Below are 13777 nucleotides of genomic sequence, written 5' to 3' on the forward strand. Positions count from 1 at the left end.
CGTCCAGTGGACGTCCGCCGGGGTCCTGCTGGGCTGCCTCTCCACGCTCCTGGCCGTCGCTGTGGCCGCCCTCGCGGTCACCCGCCCCGGCCTGCTGGCGGTCCGGGGCCGGGCGCTGCCGCTGCGCCGCCTGCAGTCCGGGCACGTCGGGGACTACGTGGCCTGGCTGCTGGTCGGCGCCGCGGCGCTCGGGGCGCTGGCCCTCCCGGGCGTGCTGGGCGGCTGATCACCCGGTTCCGGTCAGACCGTGCCGTAGGACACGTGCACCTCCGTGAAGCCGAGGGAGTGCAGCAGCCCCTCCAGCATGTCGGTGGTGTTGGTCTCGGCCCGGGTGGTCAGACCACTGGTCCTGGCCGCGTCCGAGATGTGCTTCACGGCCAGCTTCTGCACCGCCTGCTCGCTGTTGGGGTTGTCCGAGAACAGGTCTCCGAGCCGGTCCAGCAGACCGCGCTGCTTGGAGACGGCATAGGAGTGGTCGGCGTCCAGGGTGGCCTTGCCCAGCTGCGCGTGCGGCAGCCGGATGGTGGCCTCGGTACGGTCGTCGTTCACCTTCACGTCCTTCTCGCCGATCCTCCCGAGGTCGACGTAGGAGTCGACGTTGCCCGCCCCGACGTACAGGGTGCGGGTGCCGCGGATCGCGCTCGGCAGGTACTTGGCGTCCTTCTCCAGGTCCACGACGACCTGGAAGTTGCCCGACGCCGCGTCGTAACGGCTCATGTCCTGGATCGACTTCAGCAGCGTGGGGCCCGTGTTGTCCCGGGTCTCCGTGCCGAACAGATCCTTGATGCCCGGTAGCACCGCCAGCTTGATCCCGGCGAACAGCACCACGAGCACCAGCACGAACGAGGTGAGCAGCTTCGCCCAACCGGGCATGCGCCGGGGCCGGGCCTTGACCGGAGTCTCCTTCTCGGAGGTCTCCTTGCTCTCCTTGGTGGAACTCGCCATGTGACGGTCCTCCTTTCCAACGACACGAATGCCCGCCGAACGCCCTGCCAGACCGCGTTGTTGGCCGATTGAGACAGCTGACGCACGACTGATACACGCTTCAGCGTGGAGTGACCTGCCGTCGGCGTGCCAGGAGCCCCGGATGACCGCAGAGAGCACCTCTCGGCCCCTTTGTCCGGTGCACCGCACGACGTGTCCCGAGTCCGGCCCGCCCCGGCTCGGGACACTGGCGGCCGGCACCCCGGTGTGGCTCGTGACCCGGTACCACGACGTCCGTCAGTTGCTCATGGACCAGCGCTTCGACCGCAGCTCCCTGAACGCCGAGGAGGCCCCGCCGCTGCTCGCCGTACCGAACCTGCTGAGCGACGCCGACGGGCTGGTGAACCAGGACGGTCCGGACCGTCAGCGGGCGTCCAGGACGCGAAAGGAAGGGCTGGGCCCGCGAGCCTGCTCCAGACGGGTGTAGTAGTCGACGGACACATGGGCCAGTTCCGCGACCTCCTCGCGGCGCAGGCCGGGAGTACGGCGCGCACCGGTGCCCGGCGCGAGCCCCGCCGTCCGCGGACGCAGCGCCGCCCGGCGCTCCCGCAGGAAGCGGGCCAGTTCCTGCCTGGTCCTCGCCGTACCGCTGCCTCCCGGTGCTGCCTGGTACGGACGGTCCCTGGCAGGGCGGACCCGGCCGGGGAAACGTGGCCGTCATGAACGATCGCACAGCACTCCTCACCGGTGCCAACAAGGGCATCGGCTTCCATGTCGCCCGGCTTCTCGCCGAGGCGGGCTTCGGCGTCCTCGTGGGGTCGCGGGACGTCGAGCACGGTGAGCGGGCCGTGGCCGAGATCGGCGGCGACGCGCGGCTCCTGGTCCTCGACGTCACCGATCCCGGCAGCATCGAGCGCGCCGCCGCCCGCGTCGGCCGCGTGGACGTCCTGGTCAACAACGCCGGCGTCCAGCCGGTCACGGGTCCGCCCGCCGGGACCGGCGTCGAGGATCTCCGGCGCACCTACGAGACGAACGTCTTCGGCGTCGTCGCGGTCACCGACGCCTTCCTGCCCGCGCTGCGCCGCTCCGCCCACCCACGCGTCGTGAACGTCTCCAGCGGCACGGCGTCCCTCACCTGGAGCACCGGGCCCAATCCGCAGTTCGCGCACGGCAGCCCCCGGTCCGCCGCCTACCGCTCCTCGAAGGCCGCGCTCAACGCGCTGACCGTGTTCTACGCCCAGGAGCCGGCCGGGGACGGCATCAAGGTGAACGCCCTGGCCCCGGGGCGGCGGGCCACCGACCTGGTCCCCGGGGCGGCCGGGGGAGGCGGCGATCTGGCCGAGGCCGCCCGTGGCGCCGTACGGCTGGCGCTGCTGCCCGACGACGGGCCGAGCGGCGGGTTCTTCTCCTGGGACGGCACACCCGTTCCGTGGTGAGAGCGCGACGGTCCGTAGCATGAGCACATAGCCCGTATTGATCATGCGAGGAGCGGATCGTGCGCGACATCGCCGTCTTCAGCGGCAGTGCCCATCCCGAGCTGGCCGAGGAGGTCTGCGCGCACCTCGGGGTGCCGCTCAGTCCGACGCGGGTCAGCCGGTTCGCCAACGACTGTCTGGAGGTACAGCTCCAGGCGAACTGCCGGGAGCGGGACGTCTTCCTGATCCAGCCCCTGGTCCGGCCGGTGCAGGAACACCTGGTGGAGCTGTTGCTGATGTGCGACGCGGCCCGGGGCGCCTCCGCCGGCCGGATCACCGTCGTCATGCCGCACTACTCCTACGCCCGCTCGGACAAGAAGGACGCCCCGCGCATCTCGCTCGGCGGCCGCCTCGTCGCCGACCTGCTGGTGGCCGCCGGTGCGAGCCGGGTTCTGGCCATGACCCTGCACGCCCCGCAGGTGCACGGCTTCTTCTCGGTGCCCGTCGACCATCTGCACGCCCTGCGGGAGCTGGCCGTGCACTTCCGGCGCTACGACCTGTCGCGCACCACCGTCGTCTCGCCCGACCTCGGCAACGCCAAGGAGGCCGCGGCCTTCGCCCGGCTGATCGGCGCCCAGGTGGCGGCGGGGGCCAAGCAGCGGTTCGCCGACGACCGGGTGATCATCAGCTCGGTCATCGGAGACGTGGCCGACCGGGACGTCATCGTGCTCGACGACGAGATCGCCAAGGGCAGTACGGTGATCGAACTGCTGGAGCGGCTGCGGGAGTTGGGGCCGCCCCGGTCGATCCGGATCGCGTGCACGCACGGGCTGTTCGCGGCCGGGGCGCTCAAGCGGCTGAGCGAGCAGCCCGACGTGCTGGAGATCGTCTGCACCAACACCGTGCCGGTGCCCTTCGAGGAGCACACCGACAAACTGCGGATCCTGTCCATCGCCCCGGCCCTGGCCGAGGCCGTACGCCGTATTCACAACGGTGAGTCCGTGAGCGCCCTGTTCGACGAGCCGCGCAACGTCTAGACAGGAAGGAGGAGTTCAAGCGCCGACCCGCGCTCGGCGTACCGAGGCGGACGGGAGGCCCCAGTGGCGAAGGCCAGGTTCGAGCGGACGAAACCCCATGTGAACATCGGCACCATCGGGCACATCGACCACGGCAAGACGACCCTCACCGCGGCCGTCACCAAGGTGCTGCACGACAAGTTCCCCCAGCTCAATCCGTTCACCCCGTTCGACCAGATCGACAAGGCACCGGAGGAACGGCAGCGCGGCATCACCATCTCCATCGCGCACGTCGAGTACCAGACCGAGCGGCGGCACTACGCCCACGTCGACTGCCCGGGGCACGCCGACTACATCAAGAACATGATCACCGGGGCCGCCCAGATGGACGGGGCGATCCTGGTGGTCGCGGCCACCGACGGGCCGATGCCGCAGACCAAGGAGCACGTCCTGCTGGCCCGGCAGGTGGGCGTGCCGTACATCGTCGTCGCGCTCAACAAGACCGACATGGTCGACGACGAGGAGATCCTGGAGCTGGTGGAGCTCGAGGTGCGAGAGCTGCTCACCGCGTACGAGTTCCCCGGCGACGACGTCCCGGTCGTCCGGGTCTCCGCGCTCAAGGCCCTGGAGGGCGACCCGCGATGGACCACAGCGCTGCTCGAACTCCTCGACGCCGTCGACGAGTTCGTGCCCGAGCCGGTGCGGGACGTGGACCGGCCGTTCCTGATGCCGATCGAGGACGTCTTCACCATCACCGGCCGGGGCACGGTCGTCACCGGCCGGATCGAACGCGGCGTGCTGCGGGTCAACAGCGAGGTCGAGATCATCGGCATCCACCCGCAGAAGACCAGGACCACCGTCACCGGCGTGGAGATGTTCCGCAAGCTGCTCGACGAGGGCCGGGCGGGGGAGAACGTCGGTCTGCTGCTGCGCGGGGTCAAGCGGGACGACGTCGAGCGGGGCCAGGTCGTCATCCGGCCCGGATCGGTCACCCCGCACACGGAGTTCGAGGCCCGGGCGTACATCCTCTCCAAGGACGAGGGCGGCCGGCACACCCCGTTCTTCCAGAACTACCGGCCCCAGTTCTACTTCCGCACCACCGACGTGACCGGGGTCGTCACGCTGCCGCCGGGCACCGAGATGGTGATGCCGGGCGACAACACCACGGTGCGCGTCCAGCTGATCCAGCCGGTCGCGATGGAGGAGGGGCTGAAGTTCGCGATCCGCGAGGGCGGACGGACGGTCGGCGCCGGTCAGGTGACCGGCATTCTCAAGTAGTCCTCACCCGGGCCGGCCCCGGACGGCGTCACAACGTACCGGACGTGGCCCCGGGCCGGCCGAGGGCCGCGTCCAGCGTCGCCAGTGGCGGCAGCAGCTGCGACAGTCCCGTCACCCTCAGCACCCGCAGGGTCAGCGGGTGCGCGCACACCAGCTGGAGCTGTCCACCGCGCTCCAGCACCCGGCCGCGTGCCCGGTACAGCAGCCGCAGCCCGGAGCAGTCGAAGAACTCGACGGGCAGCAGGTCGATCACCACCCGGGTGCTCTCCCGGGCGGTCACCCGGTCCAGATGGGGCGCCATCTCGGTCGCCGCCGCGATGTCGATCTCGCCCCGGAACTCCAGCACCGTGCATCCGCGGTCCTGGCGGATGCGCAGGTGCCGGGTGAGCGTCCCGGTGTCCGGTCGGGGTTCCTGGCGCACGACGTCATCACCTCCCACCCCAGCCGGTCCAATTCCGTTACCCGCCTTGCAAGTTACCCTCGATGGAGGGAATTTGAGCATGTTCGATTGACATATGTCTGCTGGTTTGGTGCGTCATTTTCTGTGGCGTGCGCGACAGTCGGCGAACGGGCACGTGGGAGCGCTGCCACCCCGCCGAGAAAGCGCGTGCCGGGCCACGCCGAGCGGAGCGCCCGACCCTCCCGCCGACCGCACCCGCCCGATCGCAGAGATGGGCGCGGGCATGATCATCATGCCCGTGCCCATCATCCGGCTCTTGAGCCCTCGGGGGTCAGTCCACCACCAGGACCAGCTTCCCCGTGGTCCGGCCGGTGCCGCCCACCTCGTGCGCCTTGGCGGCGTCGGTCAGCGGGAAGGTCCCGGCGACGGTGGCGCGCAGCTGCCCCCGCTCCACCAGGTCGGCGACCGCCCGCATCCCGGCGCGGTCGGCGTCCACCAGCATCCGCACCGCCCGCACCCCGAGCCGCTCGGCCTCCTCGTACAGCTCCGCGGAGCCCACCGGCAGGATCGACACCAGGATCCCGCCCGGCCGCAGCACCCGAAGCGAGGCCACCGAGGTGTCCCCGCCGAGCGTGTCGAGCACGACGTCGGCGTCCCGTACCGTCTCCGTGACGTCGACGGACCGGTAGTCCACGGGCTCGTCCACGCCGATCTCGCGCAGGAAGTCGTGCTTGGCGGCGCTCGCCGTGCCGATCACGTACGCGCCGCGGGCCTTGGCGATCTGCACCGCCACATGGCCGACCCCGCCGGCCGCCGCGTGGACCAGCACCCGCTGACCGGGCTGGATGTCGGCGTTCTCCACCAGGGCCTGCCAGGCCGTCAGCGACACCAGGGGCAGCGCGCCCGCCTGGACGTGGTCGATCCCGGCCGGCTTTCGCACCAGGGCACGGGCGGGGACGATCGCGTACTCGGCGTGGGTCCCGTGGCCGAACGGGTAGGGCACCATGCCGAAGACCTCGTCGCCCGGCTTGAAGGCGGCCACGCCGATCCCGGTCTCCTCGACCGTGCCGGAGACGTCCCAGCCGAGGACGAACGGCGGGTCGCCGAGGAAGCCGCCGTTCTCGCGGTGCTTCCAGTCGGTCGGGTTGAGTCCGGCGGCCCGCACCCGGACCAGCACCTCGTTGGGGCGCGGCCGCGGCCGGGCCGCCTCGATCACCTTCAGGACCTCGGGGCCGCCGAGGACGTCCTGACTGACCGCGCGCATCGTGTTCACATTGCTCATGGTGACCCAGCCTGCCGGAACCCGCCCGGCCGGGAAATGGCACGAAGGCCAACCTTCGATGGAATCGTGCCAGCCCTGGCGGCGGTGCACCCCCGCCGCCGGACCTGTCAGCGGCTCAGGTGCAGGGCGACCAGCAGTTGCCAGACCTGGTCGGCCACGTCGTCGGGGCCGGTGTCCAGCAGGCCGTGCAGCCAGTCCGCCAGTACCCCGGCGAAGGTGGCGGCCACCGCCGAGGCGACCAGCGGGGCGTCGGCCGCGCCGGCCAGCTCGCGCTCGGCCAGGCTGCGGGCCCGCAGGTCCCGGTGCAGCACCCGGCCCAGCGGGCCGCCGCCGCCCGGTGTGAGCAGCTCCCGGTACAGGGCCGCGCGCGGAGCCAGCCCCGCGAAGAAGTCCCGCAGGGCCGGTGGCGCGTGCACCGGATCCGGCCGGCCCCGCCAGGCGTGCAGCGCGTCCACGGCGTCCCGCACCACGTCCGCGCAGGCGTCGACCGCCAGCGCCTCCAGGCCGTCGTAGTGGACGTAGAAAGTGGCCCGGCCCACCCCGGCCCGGCGGGTCAGAGCGGCCACCCCCACCTCGGCCAGCGGCCGTTCGGCGCACTCCGCCAGCAGGGCCGCCCGCAGCCGCGCCCGGGTCCGGGCGGCCCGTGGGTCCTCGGCCGCGGGGCGGGGCACCGGGCCGGTCACCGGGCGGCGAGGACGGCGGCCAGGGCGAGGGCGCCGGGCAGCGCCTGCGCGAACAGGATCCGCCGGTTGGCGGTGACCGCGCCGTACACCCCCGCGACCACCACGCAGGACAGGAAGAACACCTGGGCCCGGAAGCCCGTCGGGTCGGCCGCCACCAGCCCCCACACCAGCCCGGCCGCCAGGAACCCGTTGTACAGGCCCTGGTTGGCGGCCAACGGCGCGGTGCGCCGGGCCAGTTCCGCGTCGAAACCGTGGAAGCGCATTCCCGGCCCCTTCTGCCACAGGAACATCTCCATCACCAGGATGTACACGTGCAGCGCGGCTATCAGGCCGACCAGCACGTTCGCCAGGATCTCCATGATCGCGGATCCTCCCCATTTCTTGGACAGGTGTCCACTATAGCTGGACAGATGTCCAGCAGGTCTCGCGCCGATATGGGTATTTGTTGATTTGCCGTCAACTGGCGGAGAGTGACCGAACCCTCACCTCCCCTACTCGTCGAGGTTGATCCTTTCGGGTTCAAACCCGATAGGCTCCGTGCGTCGCAGCGAGTTGACGCGCCTCCGTCGTGAGGCCCGTCCCGCGGCGCGCACTCATGGCCGCGGCCATCGCGCAATGCCCCCTGTTCGCTGTTGTTCGATCGTGTTGCTCAGAAGGATGCAGATGGAACTCGCCACTTCGCGGCCGGCGGCACGGGTCCCTGTCGCCTGGTACGGCTGGTGGCTGATGCCGCTCGCCCTGGGCGGAGGCACGGTCACTGCCACCTTCATGAGCTCCGAGCACGTCACCGCGGCCGTCGCCGGCGCCGCGGCCACCGCGGCGAGCTCCGTGTGCGTACGGCTGCTGATCCGTTCGCAGGGCCGACTGCGCCGAGCCGAGGGGGCGTACCGAGATGCGCAGGCCCAGCAGGCGCAGCAGTGGCAGCAGCATGTTGCGGGCCTGGAGCGGAAGTTCTCCGCCGAGCGCGCCGCGCTGGAGGACCAGCTGACCGAACAGTCGGCCGCGTTCGACGCGCAGCTCCGTGAGCAGGCGTCGGCCTTCGAGTCCCGGCTCGGTGAGCGGACCGCCCACTACGACGCTCAACTGGCCGAGCAGACACGGGCCTACGAGGAGCGGCTGGTCGCCCAGGTCGAGTCCGCCGAGGCGCAGCTCGCCGACCAGGCCGAGGTCTGGCAGGAGCAGCTCTCCCACGAGCGGGCCGCGATCTCCCGGCTCGCCGAGGAGCAGTTGCCCGAGGCGCTGAGGCGGCTGCGCGACGGCGACGCCGTCGACGACCTGCTGCCGGCGACCGAGCAGTGCGCGAGGGTCGACAAGGAGCTCCAGGCCGACCTGCGCCGCATTCTGCGCACCTCGCTGATCGGCGTGGAGGAGGAGTTCAACCGCTCCACGTCCGCCGAACAGGCCGTGATCAGCATCGGCAACCGCATCCACGTCCTGACCAGCAAACTGCGCGGCCGGCTGCACGAGATGCAGGGCGAGCACGGCCGGCTGCCCGCCGTGGCGCGCGGTCTCATGGAGCTCGACCAGGAGCTCGGCCCCGCCGACTCGCTCGCCGCCAGCATCGGCGTGCTCGGCGGCTCGGACCGCCCCGGCCGCCAGTGGCAGGAGCCCCAGCGCCTGCTCAGCGTGGTCCGCGGCGGCATCGGCCGGATCAAGGACTTCCACCGCGTCGAGGTCCGGCACCTGCCCGAACTCGGCGTCGACGGCGGCCTGGTGGACCATCTCACGCTGATCTTCGCCCACCTCCTGGACAACGCGGCCCGCTACTCGCCGCTGACCGAACGGGTCGTCGTCTCCGGCAAAGCGGTGACGAACGGTGTCGGCATCGAGATCCAGGACTCCGGCAAGGGCCTGAGCGAGGAGAAGAAGCGCGAGGCCGAGCGGACCCTGGCGGGCACCGGGGCCGGACCGGGCATCGGCGGCATCTCCGAGGACGCCACCATCGGCCTGCGGGTCGTCGGCATCCTCGCCCGCCGCTACGGCATCCGGGTCACCTTCGCGGACTCGCCGTGGCTCGGTACCTCCGTGGTCGTCGTGGTCCCGCACAAGTACTTCGGCCCGCTGCCCGTCGCCCGGACCCCCGCGGCGGCGGCCTCCGCCGGCGCCGCCCCGGACCGGGCGCAGGGCCCGGGCGCGGCCGGGACGGCCGGCCGGCCGGAGTCCGGCGAGACCCCTGACACCACCCCGGGCGGACTGCCCCGGCGGCGCCCCCGGCTCCGTACGGAGGAGGAGCGGCCCGAGGCGCGCCCCGCCCGCGCGGAGGTCACCGCGTTCACCGCGGTCCCGTCGGAGGAGTCCTTCGCCGGTCTGGCCGCCTTCGCCGCCGCGGGCCGCGCGCCCGGGGCGGACGAGCGGACGGACGGCGAGGTGGAGCCGGCCGGAGAACAAGACGTAGCAGCGGCGCCCACGACCCCGTCCGGCGCCGATGACGCCGCCGGACGCGGTCCCGCCGGGCACCGCACTGAAGAGAGCGACTGGTCCGCATGACGCAACAGGGAACCGACGTGAGCTGGGCGCTCCGCGATCTGGTGGAGAGCATTCCGGAGATCCGCTTCGCGCTGGTGGCCTCCAGCGACGGCAAGGCCATCACCTCCTTCGGCGCCGACGACCCCGACGACGTGGACCGCTTCGCGGCCGTGGTGGCCGGACTGCAGGCACTGGCCCAGCCGGTGGCCGAGCAGTTCCCCCGGTACGCGGGGCAGCTGCGGCTGGCGATGATCGAGGTCGACGGCGGTCATCTCTTCGTCGTACGGGCCGGTGTGGAGACGTATCTCGGGGTCCTCGCCCGGGAAGGCCTCGACCAGGGGCTGCTCGGGCACCAGATGAGGGACGTGTCCCGCCGGATGGGCGAGCTGCTCGGCACCTCTCGGCGCCTGGATGAGCACTCTGGATGAGCGCACCCGGCCGGCCGGCGGACCCTCCCCCGAGCCCTCGGCCCCCCTCGGGCAGGGAGGACCCCCACGGACTCGAACGCTATTACGTCCTCACGGGAGGACGCAGCGGACCGGGCGGGCCGGCCTCCGGCATCGACGTGGCGACGCTCGTCGTGTCCCGCACCGCCCCCGCCCCGGGGATGCAGTACGAGCACGAGGAGATACTCCGGCGCTGCCGTCGACCGCTGTCGGTGGCCGAGCTGAGTGCCCATCTCGGACTGCCCTTCAACATCGTCGCGGTGCTGCTGTCCGATCTGCTGGAGGCGGGACGGATCGAAGCCCGCGACCCCATCCCGGCCCACCACGCCGGACGCGGGCCCGACCTCGCGCTGCTCCAGGAGGTACTCAATGGACTGGAAGGGATTTGAGCGGCCCGGTGACCCCGGCACCGGGGGGACCCGCTCGGTCAAGGTGATGATCGCCGGCGGGTTCGGCACCGGGAAGACCACCATGGTCGGCTCCGTCAGCGACATCCGGCCCCTCACCACCGAGGAGACCCTCACCCGGGCCAGCGCCGGCGTGGACCCGCTCGTCGGCGTCGCGGACAAGGCCGAGACCACCGTCAGCCTCGACTTCGGCAAGATCAGCCTCAACGAGAGCCTGGTGCTGTACCTGTTCGGCACGCCCGGCCAGGAGCGGTTCTGGTTCCTGTGGAACGGCCTGTTCAAGGGCGCGCTCGGTGCGGTCGTGCTGGTGGACACGCGCCGGCTGTCGTCCAGCTTCCGGGCGATCGAGGAGATGGAGCGGCAGGACGTGCCCTTCGTCGTCGCCCTGAACATGTTCCCGGACTCCAGGGAACACCCCGTCGAGGAGATCCGGGACGCTCTCGACGTCGCCCCGCACATCCCGGTCGTGGCCTTCGACGCCCGTGACCGCGCCTCCAGCCGTGATGTGCTCGTCGCGCTCGTCGAGCATCTGCGGGACCGTCCGCCCGTCGCCCTGGAGCCCCGATGACCACACAGCCGCACGATCCGGAGGCCGCCGGAGGCTGCCCGGCCGCCCACGGCACCGGCGTCACCAGACTCTACGGAGCCGACGCGGCCATGGACCCGCTCACCGTCCACGAGCGGCTGCGCGCACGGTACGGCGCCGTGGCCCCGGTCCTGCTGGAGGGCGACGTGCCCGCCTGGCTGGTGCTCGGGTACCGGGAGAACCGGCGGGTGCTGGAGAACCCGCTCCAGTTCGCCCGCGACTCCCGGGTCTGGCGGGACCGGCGGGAGGGCCGGGTCGCGCAGGACTCGCCGCTGATGCAGATGGTGGGCGGGCACGCCGACTGCGTCTCCCAGGACGGCGGACCGCACCGCAGACTGCGCGCCGCGGTCACCGACAACCTGGCGGCGGTGGCCGGGCGGGGGATCCGCCGTCACGTCACGCACTTCGCCGGCAAGCAGATCGACGCCTTCGCGGACGCCGGCCGGGCCGACCTGGTCGCGGACTTCGCCGCGTACCTGCCGATGCTGGTGCTCACCCGCGTCTTCGGGCTCGCCGAGAGCGAGGGACGCACCCTCGCCGAGTCCAGCGCCGCCGTCGTCGCAGGCGGCGCGGACGCCCTCGCGCACAACGAGAGGATCGTGGCCGTCCTCGCCGAACTCGCCGCCCGCAAGCGGGCGGAGCCCGGCGCCGACTTCGCCACCGGGCTGATCGCCCACCACGCGCGGCTCGGCGAGGACGAGAGCGTCCAGCTTCTGCGGTCGGTGCTGGTCACCGCCCACACCACGACCAGCAATCTGCTGGCCAGGGTGCTGGAGGCGGTCCTCACCGACCCCGGGCTGCACTCCGGGCTGGTCAGCGGTGAACTCGACATCACCTCGGTGCTGGAGGAGGTGATGTGGAACTCCCCGCCGTTCGCCGTCCTGCCGGGCCGGTTCGCCACCAGCGACCTGGAACTCGGCGAGTGCCCGGTCAAGGAGGGCGATCTGCTGCTGCCCGGCCTCGCGGCCGGCAACGCGGACCCGCTGATACGCCCGGACCCCGGGGTCTCCGTGGCCGGCAACCACGCCCATCTGGCGTTCGGCGCCGGACCGCACGAATGCCCGGGACAGAACATCGGCCAGGGCATCGTCGAGACGGCCGTGCACGTCCTGCTGCACCGGCTGCCCGGGCTCCGGCTCGCGGTCGCGGCCGAGGAGCTCACCTCGACCGCCTCCACGTGGGAGTCCCGGCTGGACAGCCTGCCGGTCGAGTTCGACCCCCGGGCCGCAGCCGCTCAGTCCTCCTGAGCCGAGTACACCCGAGCGCCTCCCACGTAGGTGTGCGTCACGCGCGCGTCCGCGATGTCCTCGGGGTCCCCGGCGAACGGGTCGCGGTCCAGGACCACCAGGTCCGCGAGCGCTCCGGCCGCCACCCGGCCGGTGTCGTCGAGGTGGTTCACGTACGCCGATCCGGCCGTGTACGCCGTGATCGCGTCCCGGAGCCCGAGCCGCTCCCCGGCCAGGAACACCGGCGCGTCGCCGCCGGGCTCGACCCGGTTCACCGCGACATGGATGCCCTGGACCGGGTCCGGGCTGCTCACCGGCCAGTCGCTGCCGGCCGCGAGCCGCGCCCCGGAGCGCAGCAGCGACCCGAACGGGTACTGCCGGCCGGCCCGTTCCGGACCCAGGAAGGGGATCGTCAGCTCGTCCATCTGCGGCTCGTGCGCGGCCCACAGCGCCTGGATGTTCGCGGTCGCGCCGAGCCGTGCGAAGCGCGGTACGTCGGCCGGGTGCACGACCTGGAGATGCGCCAGATGGGGCCGGGTGTCGCTGGGGCCGTTGACGGCCCGCGCCGCCGCCACGGCGTCCAGCGCGTCCCGTACGGCCCGGTCGCCCAGCGCGTGGAAATGGCACTGGAAGCCCAGGGCGTCCAGCTCCGTGACGTACTTCGGCAGTTGCTCCGGGTCGATGAAGCTCTTGCCGCGGTTGGCCGTGGCGCAGCCGCACTTGTCGAGGTACGGGTCGAGCAGGGCGGCCGTGCCGTTCTCGGCGACCCCGTCCAGCATCAGCTTCACCGTACTCGCCCGGAACCGCCCATGGCTCAACACCGCCCGCTTCTGAACGAGTTCCGGGATCTGCTCGGCGCCGCGTGCCCGGTCCCACCACAGCGCGCCCACCACCCGCGCGGTCAGCGAACCGTCCCGGGCCGCCGTCAGGTACGCCTGCGCCGGATCGTCCATGCCGAGGAAGTCCCCGACCAGCGCGCCCTGCCAGGCGGTGATGCCCAGCGCGTGCAGGTACCGCTGGGCGTGCAGCAGAGCCGCGAGCCGGTCCGCGGGGGTGGCAGGCGGCGCGAGCCGGCCGACCAGCCGCATCGCCCCCTCCTGGAGCGTGCCGCTCGGCACGCCGGACGCGTCCCGCTCGATCCGCCCGTCGGCCGGGTCGGGCGTGTCACGGTCGATCCCGGCCAGCTCCAGGGCCCGGCTGTTGACCCAGGCCCCGTGATGGTCCCGGTTCGGCAGGTACACCGGCCGAACCGGTACGACGGAGTCCAGCAGCTCCCGGGTCGGGGTACCGCCCTCGAAGGCCTCCATGGACCAGCCGCCGCCCAGGATCCACACCCGCTCCGGATGCGCCTTCGCATAGGCGCGTACGGCGGCCACGGACTCCGCGGCGGTCCGCCGTCCCGTCAGGTCGCACTGGCTCAGCTCCAGGCCGGCCGGCACCGGATGGACATGGGCGTCCTGGAATCCGGGCAGCAGCAGCCGGCCGGCGAGATCGACCACCTCGGTGCGAGGTCCGGTCAGCTCCCGCAGTCCCGCGGCGGGGCCGACGGCGGTGATGCGTTCGCCGGTGACGGCGACGGCGGTGTCCGCCGGGCCCTCGGGGGTGAGGACGGGGCCGCCGGTGAGGAGCAGATCTGCGTACATCGTTC

At 72.3% G+C, this 13777-nt stretch carries 15 protein-coding genes and 2 pseudogenes; 10 read left to right on the plus strand and 7 right to left on the minus strand.

Annotated features, from left to right (window positions below):
* Positions 1–226 (plus strand): annotated as a pseudogene (locus tag ACFXI4_RS39685) (NADH-quinone oxidoreductase subunit D); the annotation flags it as partial.
* 14 nt (positions 227–240) lie between these two features.
* Here the strand turns inward: ACFXI4_RS39685 and ACFXI4_RS39690 are convergent.
* Positions 241–873, minus strand: a complete 633-nt coding sequence (locus ACFXI4_RS39690) for a DUF4230 domain-containing protein (protein ID WP_385001157.1) — start codon at positions 871–873, stop codon at positions 241–243.
* 214 nt (positions 874–1087) lie between these two features.
* Here ACFXI4_RS39690 and ACFXI4_RS39695 point away from each other — a divergent pair, with 214 nt between their 5' ends.
* Positions 1088–1411, plus strand: coding sequence for a hypothetical protein (locus ACFXI4_RS39695; RefSeq protein WP_385001045.1), 324 nt, complete (start codon positions 1088–1090; stop codon positions 1409–1411).
* On the opposite strand, the pseudogene ACFXI4_RS39700 reads toward ACFXI4_RS39695, so the two are convergent.
* Positions 1354–1548: pseudogene (locus tag ACFXI4_RS39700) on the minus strand (helix-turn-helix domain-containing protein); the annotation flags it as partial. The gene ACFXI4_RS39695 and the pseudogene ACFXI4_RS39700 overlap by 58 nt on opposite strands.
* A gap of 95 nt (positions 1549–1643) precedes the next feature.
* Here ACFXI4_RS39700 and ACFXI4_RS39705 point away from each other — a divergent pair.
* From ACFXI4_RS39705 to tuf, 3 genes are all read left to right on the plus strand, one after another.
* The gene (locus ACFXI4_RS39705; RefSeq protein ID WP_385001048.1) at positions 1644–2360 is read left to right on the plus strand and encodes an SDR family oxidoreductase; all 717 of its coding nucleotides are present in this window, start codon (positions 1644–1646) and stop codon (positions 2358–2360) included.
* A 59-nt stretch (positions 2361–2419) separates the two neighbouring features.
* Positions 2420–3376 (plus strand): ribose-phosphate pyrophosphokinase, encoded by a 957-nt coding sequence (locus tag ACFXI4_RS39710; RefSeq protein WP_362727435.1) that lies wholly within the window; start codon positions 2420–2422, stop codon positions 3374–3376.
* 63 nt (positions 3377–3439) lie between these two features.
* A complete protein-coding gene (gene tuf / locus ACFXI4_RS39715; protein WP_385001051.1) occupies positions 3440–4633 on the plus strand; it encodes an elongation factor Tu in 1194 nt (397 codons plus the stop codon).
* Between the two features lie 28 nt (positions 4634–4661).
* On the opposite strand, the gene ACFXI4_RS39720 is transcribed toward tuf, so the two are convergent.
* The 4 genes from ACFXI4_RS39720 to ACFXI4_RS39735 all read right to left on the minus strand — a co-directional run bounded on the left by ACFXI4_RS39720 (position 4662) and on the right by ACFXI4_RS39735 (position 7357).
* Positions 4662–5054: an anti-sigma factor antagonist gene (locus ACFXI4_RS39720; protein ID WP_385001054.1), complete on the minus strand. Its 393-nt coding sequence runs from the start codon at positions 5052–5054 to the stop codon at positions 4662–4664.
* Between the two features lie 310 nt (positions 5055–5364).
* Positions 5365–6315 carry an NADP-dependent oxidoreductase gene (locus tag ACFXI4_RS39725; RefSeq protein ID WP_385001057.1) on the minus strand — a complete coding sequence of 317 codons (951 nt, stop codon included), beginning with the start codon at positions 6313–6315 and terminating at the stop codon, positions 5365–5367.
* A 107-nt stretch (positions 6316–6422) separates the two neighbouring features.
* Complete coding sequence (locus ACFXI4_RS39730) at positions 6423–6986, minus strand: TetR/AcrR family transcriptional regulator (RefSeq protein WP_385001060.1); 564 nt, start codon at positions 6984–6986, stop codon at positions 6423–6425.
* Positions 6987–6994: 8 nt separating this feature from the next.
* A complete protein-coding gene (locus ACFXI4_RS39735; RefSeq protein ID WP_385001063.1) occupies positions 6995–7357 on the minus strand; it encodes a DUF1304 domain-containing protein in 363 nt (120 codons plus the stop codon).
* A 304-nt stretch (positions 7358–7661) separates the two neighbouring features.
* Between ACFXI4_RS39735 and ACFXI4_RS39740 the strand changes: the two genes are divergently transcribed.
* The 5 genes from ACFXI4_RS39740 to ACFXI4_RS39760 are packed head-to-tail and all read left to right on the plus strand — an operon-like array spanning position 7662 to position 12150.
* Complete coding sequence (locus ACFXI4_RS39740; RefSeq protein ID WP_385001066.1) at positions 7662–9485, plus strand: ATP-binding protein; 1824 nt, start codon at positions 7662–7664, stop codon at positions 9483–9485.
* The gene (locus ACFXI4_RS39745; RefSeq protein ID WP_362732177.1) at positions 9482–9892 is read left to right on the plus strand and encodes a roadblock/LC7 domain-containing protein; all 411 of its coding nucleotides are present in this window, start codon (positions 9482–9484) and stop codon (positions 9890–9892) included. Before ACFXI4_RS39740 ends, ACFXI4_RS39745 begins: the two co-directional genes overlap by 4 nt.
* Positions 9889–10299: a DUF742 domain-containing protein gene (locus ACFXI4_RS39750; protein WP_362732175.1), complete on the plus strand. Its 411-nt coding sequence runs from the start codon at positions 9889–9891 to the stop codon at positions 10297–10299. The genes ACFXI4_RS39745 and ACFXI4_RS39750 overlap by 4 nt, the downstream gene beginning before the upstream one ends.
* The gene (locus ACFXI4_RS39755) at positions 10280–10885 is read left to right on the plus strand and encodes an ATP/GTP-binding protein (RefSeq protein ID WP_385001069.1); all 606 of its coding nucleotides are present in this window, start codon (positions 10280–10282) and stop codon (positions 10883–10885) included. Before ACFXI4_RS39750 ends, ACFXI4_RS39755 begins: the two co-directional genes overlap by 20 nt.
* Positions 10882–12150: a cytochrome P450 gene (locus tag ACFXI4_RS39760; RefSeq protein WP_385001072.1), complete on the plus strand. Its 1269-nt coding sequence runs from the start codon at positions 10882–10884 to the stop codon at positions 12148–12150. Before ACFXI4_RS39755 ends, ACFXI4_RS39760 begins: the two co-directional genes overlap by 4 nt.
* Here ACFXI4_RS39760 and ACFXI4_RS39765 read toward each other — a convergent pair.
* Complete coding sequence (locus ACFXI4_RS39765) at positions 12138–13772, minus strand: amidohydrolase (RefSeq protein ID WP_385001075.1); 1635 nt, start codon at positions 13770–13772, stop codon at positions 12138–12140. The two genes, ACFXI4_RS39760 and ACFXI4_RS39765, sit on opposite strands and share 13 nt — an antisense overlap.
* Positions 13773–13777 lie beyond the last annotated feature (5 nt).

Source organism: Streptomyces sp. NPDC059224, from assembly GCF_042754285.1.
Classification (GTDB): domain Bacteria; phylum Actinomycetota; class Actinomycetes; order Streptomycetales; family Streptomycetaceae; genus Streptomyces.